At 65.8% G+C, this 17,019-nt stretch carries 16 protein-coding genes and 2 pseudogenes; 9 read left to right on the plus strand and 9 right to left on the minus strand.

All coding sequences use genetic code 11. The features are described 5' to 3' along the window. From H928_RS25630 to H928_RS0101085, 9 genes and pseudogenes are all read left to right on the plus strand, one after another. Positions 1-912, plus strand: a pseudogene (locus H928_RS25630) (SidA/IucD/PvdA family monooxygenase); the annotation flags it as partial. After that, the gene (locus H928_RS0101050; RefSeq protein WP_021024821.1) at positions 909-1,883 is read left to right on the plus strand and encodes an ABC transporter permease; all 975 of its coding nucleotides are present in this window, start codon (positions 909-911) and stop codon (positions 1,881-1,883) included. The pseudogene H928_RS25630 and the gene H928_RS0101050, both read left to right, overlap by 4 nt. Then, positions 1,880-2,830, plus strand: coding sequence for an ABC transporter permease (locus tag H928_RS0101055; RefSeq protein WP_021024822.1), 951 nt, complete (start codon positions 1,880-1,882; stop codon positions 2,828-2,830). The genes H928_RS0101050 and H928_RS0101055 overlap by 4 nt, the downstream gene beginning before the upstream one ends. Next, positions 2,827-3,846 carry an ABC transporter ATP-binding protein gene (locus tag H928_RS25635; protein WP_021024823.1) on the plus strand — a complete coding sequence of 340 codons (1,020 nt, stop codon included), beginning with the start codon at positions 2,827-2,829 and terminating at the stop codon, positions 3,844-3,846. Before H928_RS0101055 ends, H928_RS25635 begins: the two co-directional genes overlap by 4 nt. An 8-nt stretch (positions 3,847-3,854) precedes the next feature. Continuing rightward, positions 3,855-4,883 carry an ABC transporter ATP-binding protein gene (locus H928_RS0101065; RefSeq protein WP_043338170.1) on the plus strand — a complete coding sequence of 343 codons (1,029 nt, stop codon included), beginning with the start codon at positions 3,855-3,857 and terminating at the stop codon, positions 4,881-4,883. 71 nt (positions 4,884-4,954) lie between these two features. Then, positions 4,955-6,523, plus strand: coding sequence for an ABC transporter substrate-binding protein (locus tag H928_RS0101070; RefSeq protein WP_021024825.1), 1,569 nt, complete (start codon positions 4,955-4,957; stop codon positions 6,521-6,523). Beyond that, positions 6,523-7,830, plus strand: a complete 1,308-nt coding sequence (locus tag H928_RS0101075) for an acyl-CoA thioesterase/bile acid-CoA:amino acid N-acyltransferase family protein (RefSeq protein WP_027010392.1) — start codon at positions 6,523-6,525, stop codon at positions 7,828-7,830. The genes H928_RS0101070 and H928_RS0101075 overlap by 1 nt, the downstream gene beginning before the upstream one ends. A gap of 16 nt (positions 7,831-7,846) precedes the next feature. Continuing rightward, positions 7,847-8,365: a CMD domain protein gene (locus H928_RS0101080; RefSeq protein ID WP_027010393.1), complete on the plus strand. Its 519-nt coding sequence runs from the start codon at positions 7,847-7,849 to the stop codon at positions 8,363-8,365. Further along, the gene (locus H928_RS0101085; protein WP_021024826.1) at positions 8,362-8,973 is read left to right on the plus strand and encodes a peroxidase-related enzyme; all 612 of its coding nucleotides are present in this window, start codon (positions 8,362-8,364) and stop codon (positions 8,971-8,973) included. Before H928_RS0101080 ends, H928_RS0101085 begins: the two co-directional genes overlap by 4 nt. 98 nt (positions 8,974-9,071) lie before the next feature. Here the strand turns inward: H928_RS0101085 and H928_RS0101090 are convergent, their stop codons facing one another. The 9 genes and pseudogenes from H928_RS0101090 to H928_RS30480 form a co-directional block, all read right to left on the minus strand. Next, positions 9,072-10,445, minus strand: a complete 1,374-nt coding sequence (locus H928_RS0101090; protein WP_021024827.1) for an LLM class flavin-dependent oxidoreductase — start codon at positions 10,443-10,445, stop codon at positions 9,072-9,074. 30 nt (positions 10,446-10,475) lie between these two features. Then, positions 10,476-11,039, minus strand: coding sequence for a carboxymuconolactone decarboxylase family protein (locus H928_RS0101095; protein ID WP_021024828.1), 564 nt, complete (start codon positions 11,037-11,039; stop codon positions 10,476-10,478). 2 nt (positions 11,040-11,041) lie between these two features. After that, positions 11,042-11,947, minus strand: coding sequence for a branched-chain amino acid ABC transporter permease (locus tag H928_RS0101100; protein ID WP_021024829.1), 906 nt, complete (start codon positions 11,945-11,947; stop codon positions 11,042-11,044). After that, positions 11,944-12,807, minus strand: a complete 864-nt coding sequence (locus H928_RS0101105) for a branched-chain amino acid ABC transporter permease (protein ID WP_021024830.1) — start codon at positions 12,805-12,807, stop codon at positions 11,944-11,946. The genes H928_RS0101100 and H928_RS0101105 overlap by 4 nt, the downstream gene beginning before the upstream one ends. After that, positions 12,807-13,529 carry an ABC transporter ATP-binding protein gene (locus H928_RS0101110; protein WP_021024831.1) on the minus strand — a complete coding sequence of 241 codons (723 nt, stop codon included), beginning with the start codon at positions 13,527-13,529 and terminating at the stop codon, positions 12,807-12,809. Before H928_RS0101110 ends, H928_RS0101105 begins: the two co-directional genes overlap by 1 nt. Next, positions 13,526-14,302, minus strand: a complete 777-nt coding sequence (locus tag H928_RS0101115; RefSeq protein ID WP_021024832.1) for an ABC transporter ATP-binding protein — start codon at positions 14,300-14,302, stop codon at positions 13,526-13,528. Before H928_RS0101115 ends, H928_RS0101110 begins: the two co-directional genes overlap by 4 nt. Next, the gene (locus H928_RS0101120) at positions 14,299-15,531 is read right to left on the minus strand and encodes an ABC transporter substrate-binding protein (protein WP_021024833.1); all 1,233 of its coding nucleotides are present in this window, start codon (positions 15,529-15,531) and stop codon (positions 14,299-14,301) included. The genes H928_RS0101115 and H928_RS0101120 overlap by 4 nt, the downstream gene beginning before the upstream one ends. Positions 15,532-15,676: 145 nt before the next feature. Then, positions 15,677-16,294, minus strand: a pseudogene (locus tag H928_RS0101125) (ATP-binding protein); the annotation flags it as partial. 257 nt (positions 16,295-16,551) lie between these two features. After that, the gene (locus H928_RS30480) at positions 16,552-16,812 is read right to left on the minus strand and encodes a helix-turn-helix domain-containing protein (protein ID WP_084635590.1); all 261 of its coding nucleotides are present in this window, start codon (positions 16,810-16,812) and stop codon (positions 16,552-16,554) included. Positions 16,813-17,019: the final 207 nt, after the last annotated feature.

The raw sequence follows: 17,019 nt of genomic DNA on the forward strand, positions 1-17,019 counted from the left end.
GATGGCCTGGGCGGCGCCTATGTGCCCGAGATGGCGCGCAGCCTGCCGCGCGACCGCTGGGCGCATTCGTCAGACAGCACCGATTACGCCCAGCTGGCTGGCCAGCGCATCGGCGTGGTGGGGGCCGGTGCCTCGGCCATGGACAGCGCAGCGACCGCGCTGGAGAGCGGCGCGGCCAGCGTCGACCTGCTGATCCGCCGCAAGGACATTCCCCGCGTCAACAAGGGCAAGGGCGCCGGCAGCCCGGGCCTGACCTATGGCCATCTGCAGCTGCCCGATGACTGGAAGTGGAAGATCCGCCACTACATCAATGTGCAGCAGGTGCCGCCACCCCGGGGCAGCACCTTGCGCGTCTCGCGCCATGCCAATGCCCGCTTCAACCTGGGCTGCGCGATCGAGCGCATGGAATGGACCGGCGACGAGATCCGCGTGCACACCTCCAAGGGCGTGTTCCACCTGGACTTTGTCGTGTTCTCCACCGGCTTTCGCATCGACTGGAATGCGCGCAGCGAGTTTGCGCCCTTTGCCGCCCATGTGCGCAACTGGGGCGACCGCTACCGCCACCCCGAGAGCGAGGACGACCAGGAGCTCTCCGATTCGCCCGACCTGGGCCCGGCCTTCGAGCTGCAGCAAAAGATTCCCGGCGCCTGCCCGGGGCTGGAGCGCATCCATGCGTTCTCCTACCCCGCTGCGCTGACGCATGGCACGGTGTCCGGCGATATTCCTGCGATCAGCGTGGGCGCCGAGCGCCTGGCCCAGGGCATCAGCAGCCGTCTGTATGCCGAAGATGTGCAGTGGCATTTCGAGAAGCTGCAGGCCTTCAGCGACCCCGAGGTGTTTGGCGATGAGTGGACACCGGCGGCGCCCCCTGGCGAAGCCGCCGCACTGCTGGACAAGGCGGGCACACCATGATCGGCTGGCTGCTGCGCCGCCTTGCGCAGGCCGTGGTGGTGGTGCTGCTGATGACGGTGATCGTCTTCGTCGGCCTGCATGCCATCGGCAACCCGGTCGATATTTTGATCGGCCAGGACGTGGACCAGGTCGAGCGCGCGCGCATCATCGCCCAGCTGGGCTTTGACCAGCCGCTGTGGCGCCAGTACCTGGGCTTTGTCGGCGGCGCGCTGCAGGGCAACCTGGGCGTGAGCTTTGTCTACAACGTGCCGGCGATCGAACTGATTCTGCAGCGCCTGCCGGCGACCCTGGAGCTGGCGGTTGCCGCCTTGGTCATCGCCGTGGTGCTGGGCGTGCCGCTGGGTCTGCTCGCCGGCCTCTACCCCGAGAGCTGGTTTTCCAAATCCATCATGGCCGGCAGCATCGTGGGCTTTTCGCTGCCCACCTTCTGGGTCGGCCTGATGCTGATCATGACCTTCAGCGTCTCTCTGGGCATGCTGCCGTCGAGCGGGCGCGGCCAGACGGTGGAGTTCCTGGGCGCGCAGTGGTCGTTTCTGACCACCGATGGCCTCAGGCACATGCTGCTGCCGGCCATCAACCTGTCGCTGTTCAAGATCTCGCTGGTGATCCGTTTGACGCGCGCCGGTGTGCGCGAGGTGCTGCCGCTCGACTATGTGAAATTTGCCCGCGCCAAGGGCCTGTCGCCACTGCGCGTGGTGGGCCTGCATGTGCTGCGCAATACGATGATTCCGCTGGTCACCGTGCTGGGCCTGGAGCTGGGCTCGACCATCGCCTTTGCGGTGGTGACCGAGAGCATCTTCTCCTGGCCGGGCGCCGGCAAGCTGATTCTGGACAGCATCAATGCGCTGGACCGCCCCGTCATCGTCTCCTACCTGGTGGTGGTGGTCTGCCTGTTTGTCACGCTCAATCTGATCGTGGATATCTTGTACAAGGTGCTCGACCCCCGCGTGCGCCTGGAGGGCGCAGCATGAGCGGCACCAACACCCCTGCTAACACCCCTGCCAATGCCCCCGTGGTCACAGCCCCGGCAGCGGCGCTGCGCCAGCCTTCGCCCTGGCGCGCGCATGTGGCCGATTTTCTGGCCTCGCGCCTGGCGCTGTTTGGCCTCGTCGTCGCGGTGGTGCTGATTCTGGCGGCACTGGTCGCGCCCTGGATCACGCCGCAGAACCCCTATGACCTGCAGCAGCTCGATGTGCTCGATGCGCGCCTGCCGCCAGGTTCGGCCAATGGGCTGGACAGCTTTCACTACCTGCTGGGCACCGATGGCCAGGGGCGCGACCTGTACTCGGCGATTCTCTACGGCCTGCGCATCAGCCTGCTGGTGGGCGTGGGCTCGGCGCTGATTGCCGGCGTGGTGGGCACCTTGCTGGGCCTGCTGGCCGCCTATGCCGGTGGCAAGACCGACACGATCATCATGCGCGTGGTGGACCTGATCCTGTCCTTCCCCTCGATCCTGGTGGCGATGATGATCCTCGCCTACCTGGGCAAGGGCGTGGGCAATGTGGTGCTGACCCTGGTGATCCTGGAATGGGCCTACTACGCCCGCACCGCACGCGGCCAGGCCCTGGTCGAGCGCCGGCGCGAGTATGTCGAGGCGGCGCGCTGCCTGGACATCCCCAACTGGCGCATCATGGTGCGCCACATCCTGCCCAACTGCCTGCCGCCGCTGATCGTGATCGGCACCTTGCAGATCGCCCGCGCCATCACCCTGGAGGCCACCTTGAGCTTTCTGGGCCTGGGCGTGCCGGTGACCGAGCCATCGCTGGGTCTGCTGATCTCCAATGGCTACCAGTTCATGCTCTCGGGCCAGTACTGGATCAGCTTCTACCCCGGCATTGCGCTCTTGGTCACCATCGTGGCGATCAACCTGGTGGGCGACCGCCTGCGCGATGTCCTGAACCCGAGGAACACCCGATGAGCAGCGTGCCCACCTTGCAGGTGCGTAATCTGCGCACCGAGTTTGCGACCCGCGCCGGCACCCTGCGCGCGGTCAACGATGTGTCCTTCACCTTGGAGCGCGGCCGCATCCTGGGCCTGGTCGGCGAGTCCGGCTCGGGCAAGTCCGTCACCGGTTTTTCCATCATGGGCCTGGTCGATGCACCGGGCCGCGTGACCGGCGGTGAGGTGCTGTTCCAGGGCCGTGACATCACCAAGATCAAGCCGCGCGAGCTGCGCCAGCTGCAGGGCAACCGCATCGCGATGATCTTCCAGGACCCGATGATGACGCTCAACCCCGTGTTGCGCGTGGACACGCAGATGATCGAAGCGGTGCGCGCCCACACCTCCGCCAGCAAGGCCCAGGCACGTGAGCGGGCCCGCGAGACCCTGGCGATGATGGGCATTGCCAGCCCCGACGAGCGCCTGCAGGCCTACCCGCACCAGCTGTCGGGCGGCATGCGCCAGCGCGTGGCCATAGCGACTGCGATGCTGCACCGGCCCGATCTGATCATTGCCGACGAGCCCACGACGGCGCTGGATGTGACCATCCAGGCGCAGATCCTGTCCGAGGTGCAAAAGCTCGCGCGCCAGCAGGGCACGGCGCTGATCTGGATCACGCACGACCTGTCGGTGGTGGCCGGTCTGGCCGACGAAGTGGCGGTCATGTATGCCGGCCGCATCGTTGAGCAGGGCGGCGTGGATGCCGTGCTGGACAGCCCCCTGCACCCCTATACCGCCGGCCTCATCGGCAGCCTGCCGGCCAACAACCGGCGCGGCAGCCGCCTGCAGCAGATTCCCGGCATGACGCCCAATATGCTGCAGCTTCCTCCCGGCTGCGCCTTTGCGGCGCGCTGCACCCGCGCCACTGCCGCCTGCCAGGCCCAGCCCGAGCAGACCGAGCCGCTGCCCGGCCGCCTGGTGCGCTGCTTTCACCCGGCGCTGACCGCCAGCGCCCCAAGCGCCGCCCCGGCACAGGGCCTGGAGGTGCGCGTATGAACGACACGATGACACATACACCCACGGCAGACAGCGCGGCAGACACCCCGGTGGTCGAGCTGCGCCAGGTCAGCAAGCGCTTTGGCGAGCAAAAGCCAGGCATCGGTGGCCGCCTGCTGCAAAGCCTGGGGCTGGAAAAGCCCCACCCGGTCACCCGCGCGGTTGACCGGGTCGATCTGCTGGTGCGCCCCGGTGAGGTGGTGGGCTTGGTGGGCGAATCCGGTTGCGGCAAGTCCACCTTGGGCCGCATCGCGGCGGGGCTGCTGCCTCCGTCCGATGGCGACGTGCTGTTCTCCGGCAAGGCCATGGCCAGCCTGACGCCGGCCGAGCGCCATGCCGAGCGCCTGCGTATCCAGATGATTTTTCAGGATCCTTACGCCAGCCTGAACCCGCGCCTGCGCGTGGACGAGATCGTCGGCGAGGCGGCCCGTATCCATGGCCTGGTCGATCCGGCCGGTTTTGATGACTACGTCTGCGCGCAGATGGAGCGCGCCGGGCTGGACCCGGCCTTGCGCAGCCGCTACCCGCACCAGTTCAGCGGTGGCCAGCGCCAGCGCATCGGCATTGCCCGCGCGCTGGCCGTGCAGCCCCGCATGCTGGTCTGCGACGAGGCCGTGGCCGCACTCGATGTGTCGATCCAGGCGCAGATCCTGAACCTGTTCATGGACCTGCGCGAGCAATTGCACCTGACCTACCTGTTTATCAGCCATGACCTGGGCGTCGTCGAGCACATCTGCGACCGGGTGGTGGTGATGTACCTGGGCCGCGTGATCGAGACTGCGCCAGTCGAAGAGCTGTTTGCCCGGCCTAACCACCCCTACACCCAAGCCTTGCTGGCCGAGGTGCCCAACATGAACGCGCGCCACAAGACCTACTCGGCCATCCAGGGTGAAATCCCCAGCCCGCTCAACCCTCCCAGCGGCTGCCACTTTCATCCGCGCTGTCCGCGTGCCATGCCGCGCTGCAAGGTGGAGGCGCCCCAGCTCAAGGGCATCGCCATCCAGCACCAAAGCGCCTGCCATTTGAACGACGCCTGAACGCTCAGCTGAGCGCCGCCTTTTTCTCCGTATTCATTGCCCCGTTTTCACAGTTTCACCAGGAGTTCGCCATGAAACGCATCATCGTCTCTTCCCTCACCGCTGCCCTGATGGGCGCTGGCCTGGCTGCCCATGCGCAGACCTTGAACATCGGCTTTGCCGACCCGGTCTCGTCGATGGACCCCCAGCTCAACAACCACGCCGGCGACCGCTCGGTGGACCTGCACTTCTGGGATCTGCTGGTACAGAACAACCACAACAAGCTGCAGCCCGGCCTGGCTGCGAGCTGGAAGAACCTGGACCCCAAGACCTGGGAGTTCAAGCTGCGCACCGATGTGAAGTGGCAAGACGGCAAGGCCTTCAGCGCCGAGGACGTCATCTACTCCTACCAGCGCGCCCGCGCCGTGCCCGGCAGCGTGGCCACCTTTGCCGGCTACCTGCGTACCGTCGAATCGGTCACCGCCAAGGACCCGCACACGCTGATCATCAAGACCAACATCCCCAACCCCGATCTGCCGCTGAACCTGGCCTCGGTACACATCGTCAGCAAGCATGTGGGCGAGAAGTCGGCCACCGAAGACTACAACTCGGGCAAGGCCATGGTCGGCTCGGGCCCCTACAAATGGGTCTCCTACACGCCGGGTGACCGCGTGGTGATGCAGCGCAATGAGGGCTACTGGGGTGACAAGGCCATCTGGGACAAGGTCAACTACCGCTATATCAACAATGCCGCATCGCGCACCGCCGCGCTGCTGGCGGGCGATGTGGATGTGATCGACAAGGTCTCGGTCTCAGATCTCGCGCGCCTGAAGAACGCACCGAACGTCACCGTCTACCCCTATGACGGTCTGCGCGTGATGCTGCTGCAACCCAGCTTCAACCCGGCGCCCAATGCCTTCATCACCGACAACGCTGGCAAGCCGTTGGCGAAGAACCCGCTGCTCGACCAGCGCGTGCGTGAGGCGCTGAACCTGGCGATCAACCGGGGCGCCATCGTCGACCGCATCCTGCAGGATGCGGCCACCGAGGCCAACCAGTGGATGCCCAAGAACACCTATGGCTACAACCCCGACATCAAGAATATTCCTTTTGATGCCGCCAAGGCCAAGAAGCTGCTGGCCGATGCCGGTTTCCCCGAAGGCTTCAAGCTGACCATGCATGTGCCCAACGACCGCTACCCACAAGGCCCGGAAACGGCCCAGGTGGTGGCCCAGTTCTGGACCCGCATTGGCGTGAAGACCCAGGTGGAGGTGGTGCCATGGGCCGTGTACTCGGGCCGCGCCAACAAGAACGAATATGCGATGAGCATGCTGGCCTGGGGTAATGGCACCGGTGAGGCCAGCTATGCGCTGGTGAACGTGCTGGCCACGGTCGATGCCAAGAAGGGCCTGGGCGCCTCCAACTGGGGCCACTACAGCAACCCGGCCGTGGACAAGGCGCTGACCGAATCCACCGAAGAGTTCGACATGGCCAAGCGCGAGAGCATCCTGCGCCAGTCGGCCAAGGTGGTGTCCGATGATGTGGGCATCATCCCGCTGTTCCACTACCGCAATATCTGGGCCGCGAAGAAGGGCCTGAAGGTCACCCCGTTCAGCAGCGACCGCACCACCGCATCGATGGTGACCAAGGTGGCGCCCTGATGGCCCAGCTGTCCATCACGATGGACCAGGCCGACGCGCTGATCGATGTGGCGCGCCACATCCGTATCGAAGGCGCTCAGCCCGGTGAGGCGGTGGAGGTGACTGCCGAGACCCCGCGCAGCGGCGTGCTGTGGCGCGCGCAGGCGCGCTTTATTGCCGATGCGCAGGGTGCTGTTGATCTGTGCCGCGATGCGCCCGTCTCCGGCAGCTATGCCGGTGTCGATGGCATGGGCCTGGTCTGGTCGCAAAGCCCAGTGGCATCCCCCAGCCGTGAGCTGTTCAACCAGCCGGTGACGGATGCGTTGGTGACGAGCTTGCAAGCCAGCGCGGGCACTGCGCAGGCGCAGGCGCGCTTGAGCCAGCAGCTCGCCGCCCCCGGCGTGACCCGCCGCGAGGTGCGCGAGGACGGCCTGGTCGGTACCCTGTACCTGCCCGCTGGCCCCGGCCCGCACCCGGCGGTGATGATCGTCAACGGCTCGGGCGGCGGCATCAATGAGCCGCGCGCGGCGCTCTATGCATCGCGCGGCTATGCGGCCTTTGCGCTGGCGTATTTCAAGGCGCCGGGCCTGTCGCCCTACATCTCCAACACCCCGTTGGAGTATTTTGAAAAAGGCCTGCAATGGCTGCGCCGCACGGTGCAACCGGCGCATGACTTTGTCGCGCTCAGCGGCCAGTCGCGCGGCGGTGAGCTGGTGCTGCTCCTGGGGGCGACCTTTGCGCAGCAGGTATCGGCCGTGGTGGGTTATGTGCCCAGCGCCTTGGTGCACAGCGGCCAGAACGCCTGCGACCCGCAGGTGGGCCGCGAAGGCCCGACCTGGCTGCTGGGTGGCCAGCCGCTCACCCACATCTGGGAGAACAACCGCACGGCCAGCTGGGCCCCGTTTGACGAAGGCCCGTCGCCCCACCGCCATGAGCGTGCAATGCGCACCGCCTTGCGCGATGCCGAGGCGGTGGCGCGTGCACGCATCCCGGTGGAGCGCATCCAGGGCCCGGTGATGCTGCTGTCGGCGACCGACGATGGCTCCTGGCCGTCGAGCGTGTACTCAAAGATGGTGCGCGACAAGCTGGCCGAGGTGCAGCACCCGCACGATGTGCAGTGGCTGGACTTTGAGCGCGCCGGCCACGCGATCCTGTTCCCCTATGTGCCGACCACGCAGCTGGTCTATGCCCACCCGGTCTCGGGCAAGGTCAGCACCGGCGGCGGCAACCCGGCCGACAACGCCCATGCCGATGCCGCGTCCTGGCAGGGCGTGCTGCAGTTTCTAGAACGCGCGGTGGCGGCCCAGGCCGGCGCTGCACAACCATAAATCCAAGGAGTCTTGCATGTCCACATCCCCCAGCGATGACCTGATCGACCGGCTGGTCGGTCTGGCACCGGGCAGCCGCACCTATGCGGCGCGCCACCAGCGTGAAAAGGTGGTGGCCGCCACCCAGGGCAGCTACCAGGCCCTGTTTGATCCGGCGCTGCCGGGCATCAGCCTGGCCGAGCGCCTGCTGGTTGCACTCTACGCCTGCCGCCTGACCCCCGCGCCCGAGTTGGTTGCCCACTACCGCGAACGCCTGCAGCAGCTGCCGGTGGATGCCGCGCTGATCGCTGTGGCCGAGACCGGCCAACCCCAGGATGCGCAAGACCCGCGCCTGGCGGCCATCTTGGCCTTTACCCGCACCCTGATCGAGAACCCGATCGAGGGCGACAAGGCGGCGCTGGAAACCCTGCCCGCCGCAGGCATCAGCACCCCGGCTGTCGTGGCGCTGTCGCAGCTGATCGCATTTCTCTCCTACCAGGTCCGCCTTGTGGCCGGCCTGCAAGCCATGAAAGCATCCGAGGAGGCCACCGCATGAGCACGCCCGCCGCATTCCAACCCGCCCAGGTCATCCGCGCCCACGGCTTCACCAACGAATCGCTGGAATGGAAGGCCTGGCTCGATGTCGTTCAGCTGGGCCAGGCCACGCCCGACCAGATGGCCGTGCTCGAAGAAAGCCACCCCAAGGCCAAGACCTCGGACTACTACCTGTTCCTGGTGCACCAGCCGCTGATCCTGCGCGAGCGCTCCACCGCCTTCAACGCCATCATGTATGCGCCCGGCGGCCTCTCGCGTGCCGAGCGCGAGCTGGGCTCCACGGTGGTATCGCGCATCAACGGCTGCGTCTACTGCGCGTCGGTGCATGCGCAGCGCTTTGAGCAGCTGGCCAAGCGCAGCGACACCATTGCCCAGGTGTTCGAAGAGCCCGCCACTGCCGGCACCACCGCGCGTGAAAAGGCCATCGTGCAGTTCTCGATCAAGATCACCGAGCAGCCCGCCGCCATCAACGCCGCCGACATCGACGCGCTCAAGGCCGAGGGCCTGAACGACGGTGAGGTGCTGGACCTGCTGCACTCGGACGCCATCTTTGCCTGGGCCAACCGCCTGATGCTGAACCTGGGCGAGCCGCTGATGCCGGAAGCCTGAAGCGGCTGTCTGCGCTGATGTGCCAACCCCCATTGCCTGTTGCCGGGTGGTGGGGGTTGTTTTTTGGGGGATGGTTGAAGTAACCGCCCGCATCAAAATTAACGCCGGTACGCTGCGCCCGGGTGGCTGGCCGGCAGCAGCTTGCCCCCTGCCGGGAACAGCTTCTCGCGCAAGGTGCCTTCTGCGTAGCGCGTCTTGAACATGCCCCGGTTTTGCAGCTCGGGGATCAGCAGGTCGACGATGGCGTTCAGGCTCTCGGGCATGACGGTGCGCACAAGGTTGAAGCCATCGATATCGCTCTCGGCGACCCAGTGGGCCATCTGGTCGGCCACATCGACCGGCGAGCCGATGAAGACCGGCGCGCGCGCACCGACGGGGCTGAAATCCAGCAGGTCGCGGACCTTGGGCGGCTGTGGCGTGTTGCGCGTCAGGTGCTCGACGGTGGACTGGATGGCATTGGTCTTGGCAAACGGCAGCACATCGTCCAGGCCCAGCTGGGACAGGTCCATGCCGGTCCAGCCCGAGACCAGCGCCAGCTGGCCGGCGCTGTCGAGGTAGTGCCGGTATTCGTCGCGCAGGTCCTGGGCTTCGGCGGTGGTGGGCGCAACGATCACGGTGGCGCCCAGCAGCGCGAGCAGATCGTAGGGATCGCGGCCGGCGTGCTGGGCCGATGCGCGCAAGGCCTTCACCGATTTGGCGGCTGCTGCGGGTGTGGGGCCGTTGATAAAGCAGGCCTCGGCATGGCGGCCGGCAAACTGCTGGCCGCGCGCGGAGCTGCCGGCCTGGTACAGCAGGGGCGTGCGCTGGGGCGAGGGCTCGGCCAGTGCCCGGCCATGCACGCGGTAGTAGGGGCCGTCATGCGCCACCGCATGCACGCGCTCCGGGTGGCTGAACACGCCGCTGTCCTTGTCGCGCACGGCAGCGCCGGCCTCCCAGCTGCCTTCCCAGAGCTGGTAGATCGCGGCCATGAAGTCTTCGGCCACGTCATAGCGCTCGTCATGGTCGCGCAGGCTGTCGCGGCCCAGGCCACGCGCACCGCTCTCCAGGTAGCCGGTGACGATGTTCCAGCCCAGGCGGCCGTTGGTCAGGTGGTCCAAGGTGCCAAAGCGCCGTGCGAAGGAGAAGGGGTGGTCGTTGCTCAGGCTGGCGGTCACGCCAAAGCCGATGTGCTCGGTCACCAGGGCCATCGCCGAGATGAGCATGGTCGGGTCCAGCTGCGGGGACTGGGCCCCTGCCGCCAAGGCCGCATCGGCATTGCCGGCATAGACGTCGTAGATGCCAAACACATCGGCGATAAAGATGCCGTCGAGCAGGCCGCGCTCTGCCGTGCGGGCCATGTCCGCCCAGTAGCACAACTGGTGGTATTGCGCCTGGTTGTCGCGCGGGTGCTTCCACAGACCCGCCCAGTTGTGGGACGGCGCGGCCATCTGAAAAGTGTTGAGGCGCAGTTCACGCCGGGGCTGTCGGCTCATTCCCATAAATCCATCACGGTGCCCCTGCCTTTAGACCTGCGCCGCCGCCTCGCTGGCTGCCGGGCTGCCCAGCGGCGCGGTCTGCACCTGCAGGATGTCGTTGAAGCGGTTGAACGCGCCGCACAGTGCCGTGCGCCAGGTCAGCTCCACAATCTGCGCTTCGCTGAAATGCTGGTGCAGGCGCCCAAAGATCTCGTCGCGTGTCTGGCTCCAGTTGCGGGTCACGGCAATCGCGTACTCCACCACCAGGCGGTCCAGCTCGTTCAGCTCGGGGTGGCTGGCGTAGTCCAGCAGCGTTCGCACGCCTTCGGACGACAGGCCTTCGACCAACAACTTGGGGCCGTGATGGTCGATGCAGTACTCGCATTCATTGAGCAGCGAGACGGTGACGATGGCCAGCTCGGTGTAGCGTTTGGGCAGCACCGCTTCCTGGCCCAGCTGCAGCAGCAGCGCCCAGGTTTGCGAGAAGATCGGCAGGCGCTGCGCCATGACGCCGGCCTGGTCGGCAAAATCGCCGGCGGCCAGCATGCGGTCCCACAGCGGCTGCTCTGCGGCGGGCAGGTCGTCGCGGGATTTGCGGGTGATTCGGGACATGGCTATTTTCCTTGAGAGCGGGGGCCCAGCCGGTATTCCGGCAGCAGGCCGTTGGGTTTGAAGATCAGCATCGCCAGCAGCAGCACGCCGACCAGCGACAGGCGGATGGCAGCCAGCTGCGTGCCATCGAGCCAGGGCACGACGCCGGCCAGCATGCGGCTGCCCTCCAGCAGCAGAATCACCGTGAAGCCGGCAACCAGCACGCCGGCATGGCTACCGCGCCCGCCCAGGATCACGGCCATGAAGGCGTAGGCCGTCAAGATGGTGCTGAACTGGGTCGGGTCGATATAGGTGTAGTAGAAGGCGTGCAGGCTGCCGGCAATGCCCAGGATGGCACCGCCCAGCGCAAAGCTGCGCGCCCGCACCCAGAGCACGTTCTTGCCCAGCGCCTCGGCCACGCCCGCGTCCTCGCGCGTGGCGCGCAGCAGGCGGCCAAAGGGCGAGCGCGCCAGGCGCTGCAGCACCACAAACACCAGCGCCAGCCAGACCAGGCAAAAGCCCAGAAAGAACAGATCGCGCCAGGCGCTGGGCACCAGGTCGGCAAAGGGCCGCACGATATTGGGGATGCCCAGGGTGCCCCGGGTCAGCCATTCCTCGTAGCTGATAAAGAGCCGCAGCGATTCGGCAAAGCCCAAGGTGACGATGGCCAGGTAGTCCTCGCTCAGCCGTACCGATATCAAGCTGACCAGCGCACTGGCCGCAGCCGTCAGCAGCAGGGCCAGCAGCATGGCAGCGAGCGGCGGCAAGCCCTGCATCTGCAGCAGGCTGCAGGCATAGGCACCCAGCATGTAAAAGCCGAACAGGCCAAAATTAACGAGGCCGCCCAGGCCCCATTGCAGGTTCAGCGCCAGGCCCGACAAGGTGGCGATCACCACCAGCACCAGGGTTGCAATCAGATAACTTGTCATTTGCGCACCCACTTGGCACCAAACAGACCCTGCGGGCGCAGCAGCAACAGCAAGGCCATGACCCCAAAGGCCACCACCGTGCGGTAGTGGGGCGGCAGCAACAGGGTCGCCAGCTCTTCGGTCACCCCCAGCAGCAGCGCGCCTGCCACCGCCGCCATCGGGCTGCCGATGCCGCCCAGGATGGCTGCGGTAAATACCGGCAACAGGTAGTTCCAGCCCATTTGCGGGTCCACATTCGAATCCAGGCCGATCAGCATGCCCGACAAGGTCGCCATTGCGGCGGCCAGCGCCCAGACCGTGGCCGTCACCTTTTTGCGCGATATACCGCGCACGTCCGCCAGATCGGGGTTGTCGGCCACCGCCTGCATGGCCCGGCCCAGGCGCGTGAAGCGGAACACCAGCCACACGAGAGCCAGCGCCACCAGCACGCAGACCAGGGTGATCAGTTGCTCCTGGTTGACGCGCAGGCCGAGCAGGCGCGCGGGGCGGGCAATCTCGACACCAAAGCCGCGCGGCGCATTGCCGGCGACCAGGCGCACCAGGTTCTCCAGCACCAGGCCGGCACCGATCGAGGCCACCAGCAAGGTGACGCCCGAGCGCCCGCGCAGCGGCGCAAACACCAGCCGGTCCAGCAGCAGTGCCAGCGCAATGCTGAGCGCCATGCCGGCGGCCACCGCCAGTGGCAGTGGCCAGTTCAGCGGGCCGTTGAAGGCATAGACCAGATACGCGCCGGTGGTCAGCATCGCGCCAATGGCGTAGTTGGCAAAGCGCAGCACGCTGAAAACCAGGGCCAGGGACAGCGCAGGCAACGCAATGAGCAGGCCCGATACCAGGCCGTTGAAGATGAGCTTCGCCAGCATCAGTGCGCCCCCAGATAAAGACTTTGAAGTTGGCCGTTGGACAGTAGCTCCTGGCTGGGCGCGCGCGCCCGCACCTGGCCGGCGACCAGCACCAGGCCCTGGTCGGCAGCGGCCAGGCCCAGGCGGGTGTTCTGCTCGATCATGAACAAGGTGACGCCGGTTTGCGCCACGCGCTGCACCACCTCAAACAGGCGCGATGCATTCAAGGGCGACAGACCCGCCGAGGGCTCATCGAGCGCCAGCAGCCGGGGCGAGGGCATCAGCGCCGCGCCCATGGCCACCATCTGCCGCTGGCCGCCGCTGAGCAAGCCAGCGGCGACATTCAGCTTGGGAACGATCTCGGGAAACAGCGCCAGCACCGCATCGAGCCGCTCGCGCAAGGCCCTGGCGCCACCGCTGGCGATGAACTCATGGCCGAGCTTGAGGTTGTCCAGCACCGAGAGGTTGCGGAACACATTGGCCTCTTGCGGCACATAGCCCAGCCCCAGGCGTGCGCGGCCCGGTGCATCGAGGGCGGTGATGTCGCGGCCATCCCAGAGCACGCGGCCCGACTGCGGGCGGATCAGCCCGGTCACCACGCGCATCAAGGTGGATTTGCCCGAGCCATTGGGGCCGACGACCACCAGGCTGGAGCCGGGTGCCACATCCAGGCTCACGCCGTGCAGCACGGCGCGCGCGCCGTAGCCGGCCACGACGCTGTCCAGACGCAGTTCGGCGCTCATGCCACACCTCCGAGGTAGGCCTCGACCACCTGCGCGTTGGCAGACACCTGTGCAAAGCTGCCCTGGGTCAGCACCTTGCCCTGGGCCAGCACATACACCGGGTCGCACAGCGCGGCAATCATGTCCATGTTGTGTTCCACAATGGCAAAGCTCATGCCTTCAGCTTGCAGGCTGCGGATGAAGTCGGCAATCTCGCCGACCAGCACCGGATTGACGCCGGCCGCCGGCTCATCGAGCAGCACCAGCCGGGGCTTGAGCATCAGCGCGCGGCAGAGCTCCAGCAGTTTCTTCTGGCCGCCCGAGAGGCTGTCGGCCCGGTCATGCGCCAGGCGCCACAGGCCCACGCGCTCGAGCAGGGTCTGGGCCTGCGCCATCGCCTGGGCTTCATGCTGGCGGGCTGCCGCCGTGTTCAGCAGCGCATGCCAGAGTTTTTCGCCGGGCTGCTGCGGGGCGGCGAGCAGCAGGTTCTCCAGCACCGTGAGCGCGCCCATCTCGCGCGAGATTTGAAAAGTGCGGGTGAGCCCGGCCTGGGCGCGGCGGTGCACGGACCAGTGCGTGATGTCCTGGCCGTCGAACAGCACCCGGCCGCCCTGGTGGGCCTGCTGGCCGCCCAGCACATTGAACAAGGTGGACTTGCCCGCACCATTGGGCCCCACCATGCCGGTGATGCCGCCGCGCGCAATGCGCAGGTGGGCACCGTCCAGCGCGGTGAATTCGCCAAAACCTACATGAACATCCTGAACCCTGAGCAGATCATCTGTCTGCAGGCTCATTTGGTGGTGCCCACCAGCTTGCTCACGCCGTTGAGCACGCGGTAGTGGCCGTAGTCCAGGTCCACCTGGTCGCCATTGGGCGCAAAGCGGAAGTCCGCTGTCGCGCCGGAGTAGCGGAAAGGCTTGCCCGCGCGGATCAGCTGCAGGCCCTGCACGGGGTCGTGTACATCGGGGCCCTTGGCGTTGACCACGTTGGCGATCTCCTTGCTGAAGTCGGCCGCCTTGGCGCTCTTGGCCTTTTCGATCGCGAGCGCCAGCACATTGATCTCGTCAAACACATTGGCGCCAAAGGCGACGATGGTGCCTTCGGGTTGCTGGGTTTGCTTGAGGTAGAGCTGGTAGCTGGCGTTGTTGCCCACCGGCGTGGCCTGCACATGGTTCACGCCTTCGGCGGCGGCCTTGCCCACGTTCTGCACAAACTTGCCGCCGCTGTCGGCCGCATGGCTGAAGGTGTAGAGCTTGCTTTCGTAGCCGCTGCGGTAGATCTCGCGCACGATGGCGCTGAACTCGGGGATATAGCTGGGCAGGAAGACCGCATCGGGCTTCTTGCTGAAGATCTTTTCCACCTCGGCTCGGTACGACGGCTGGTTGGGGTTGAAGTAGAGGGTGTCGAGCACCTTGCCGCCCTGCTGCGCAAAGCGCTCGGCAAAGGGCTTGACGGTGCTGAGCGTGAAAGGCGTTTGCAGCACCAGGATGGAGGCGGTCTTCGCGCCATCCTTGTAGGCCACATTGGCAAAGGCCTGGCCCCAGTTCTTGCCATTGGTCTGGAAGCGCCAGACCAGGCCCTTGTTATCGCCCTCGGTCAGCTCATCGGCCGAGCCCACGGGCAGCAAAGCCACATTCTTCTCGAGTGCCACCGGGCGCACGGCCAGCGCCACCGCGCTGCTCCAGACGCCGGTGATCGCCACCACACCATCCACATCGATCAGCTTGCGCGCGGCCGACACACCGGCTGTGGGCGTGGTCTCGTCATCGGCCACCACAATCTCCAGCGGCCGGCCCAGCACACCGCCATGGGCATTGATATGGGCAGCGGCGGCCTTGGCCGCTGTTTCCTCTTCCTTGCCATAGGCGCCGCCCGATCCGGTCAGCGGGGCCAGCAGGCCAATACGGATGGGGGCGCCGCTAGGGGCGCTGGCTGCGCCTGACGCACTGGCACCGGCCACCACACACAGCGACGCTGCCGCCACGCCCAAGATTCGCCACTGGCCCCATTTGCTTACGCCCATATCCGCTTTCAAAAAACCGCCGTTCGCAGCAGGGCTGCGCGGCGCAAAAGGGGGGATTGTGCGAAGTCAGCGTTGCGGGAGGAACTAATTTTTCTGACTTAGCAAACGCGTTTTCTGCATAAGGGTGAGCGTTCAGCAGCGCTGGCTACATGCCGCTCGTACCCAGCAGCGCCCGCCGGTACTGCACCGCCTCGGCCACATGGGCCGGGCTGATGGTCTCCGACTGCGCGAGATCCGCAATCGAGCGTGCCACACGCAAGCTGCGGTGGATGCCGCGTGCCGACCAGGCCAGCTGGGCGGCGGCGGTTTGCAGCAGCTGCAGCGCGGCGGGCTCGGCCTGGCAGTAATCGTCGAGCGCCTGGCCTTGCAGCTGTTGGTTGAGCATGCCCTGGCGCTGCAGGGACCGGGCACGGGCGGCGGTCACCCGCTCGCGGATGGTGGCAGTCGATTCGCCGGCCGGGGCGGTGAGCAGCTCATCGGCGGGCAGGGGGCTGACTTCGAGGTGCAGGTCAATGCGGTCGAGCAGGGGGCCGCTGATGCGGGCCTGGTAGCGGCTGACCTGGTCGGGCGAGCAGCGGCAGGGGCGCTGGCGCGAGCCCCGAAAGCCGCAGGGGCAGGGGTTCATCGCGGCAATGAGCTGAAAACGGGCAGGAAAGGTGGCCTGCTGCGCCGCGCGGGCGATGCTGATCTGGCCGGTCTCCAGCGGCTCGCGCAGTGCTTCGAGCGCGCTGCGCGGGAACTCGGGCAGTTCGTCAGTCATTATAGCTGGCAAAACACTCGATACACATCGAATTTGATAGGGGAACGATGTATATCTAACACTTTAGTATTCGACGCAGCTTTAGACAGTTCATGAGCATCTCAAATCCATCTAATGCTATTGATAACCTTAGGTGAAATTTTTCCCCTCTCGCTATGCATTCCATGCGTCGCTTCGTGGTCTGCTTGACTGCTTCGAACTGTAAGGCCTGTCTGCGATGTTGCAAGGGTTCTTCTCATAGCAAGCCATGAAACTGACATCTAGGACTTCAGCTCTTCTGTGCTCGCTAACAGATCACCTATGTCCACTTCAAGTGCTGCTGCGATCGACTCCATCGTGGCTAACGTAACGTTTCTGCGTTCACGTTCTATCTGACCCACCATGGTGCGGTGCAAGCCCGCCTCGTAACTCAACTCCTCTTGAGTCCATTGCTTCATTCGACGTAGTTTCAGAACATTGCATGCGAGCAACTGCCTCCCTGAGATCTTCAGTCTAGGCTTGTCTTTCTTAGGAATAGGCATCCCTGAAGTCTCTGAGCCTACTGACAATACGTCGACTCTCCAAATCCATACTGCTCAAAAGCCTCCTACTTATATGCAACAATTCGCGTCCTGTTTAGTTCTCTGTGCATAGAGTAGAGAAGCTAATTTTCTTTAAGTCGAGTTGCTGGACACGTGATCTAGCTGCATCGATGCGTTCTAGTGAGGGTTGTGTCGTGAGTGCAGAAA

Source organism: Comamonas sp. B-9 (genome assembly GCF_000410635.1).
GTDB lineage: Bacteria > Pseudomonadota > Gammaproteobacteria > Burkholderiales > Burkholderiaceae_C > Comamonas.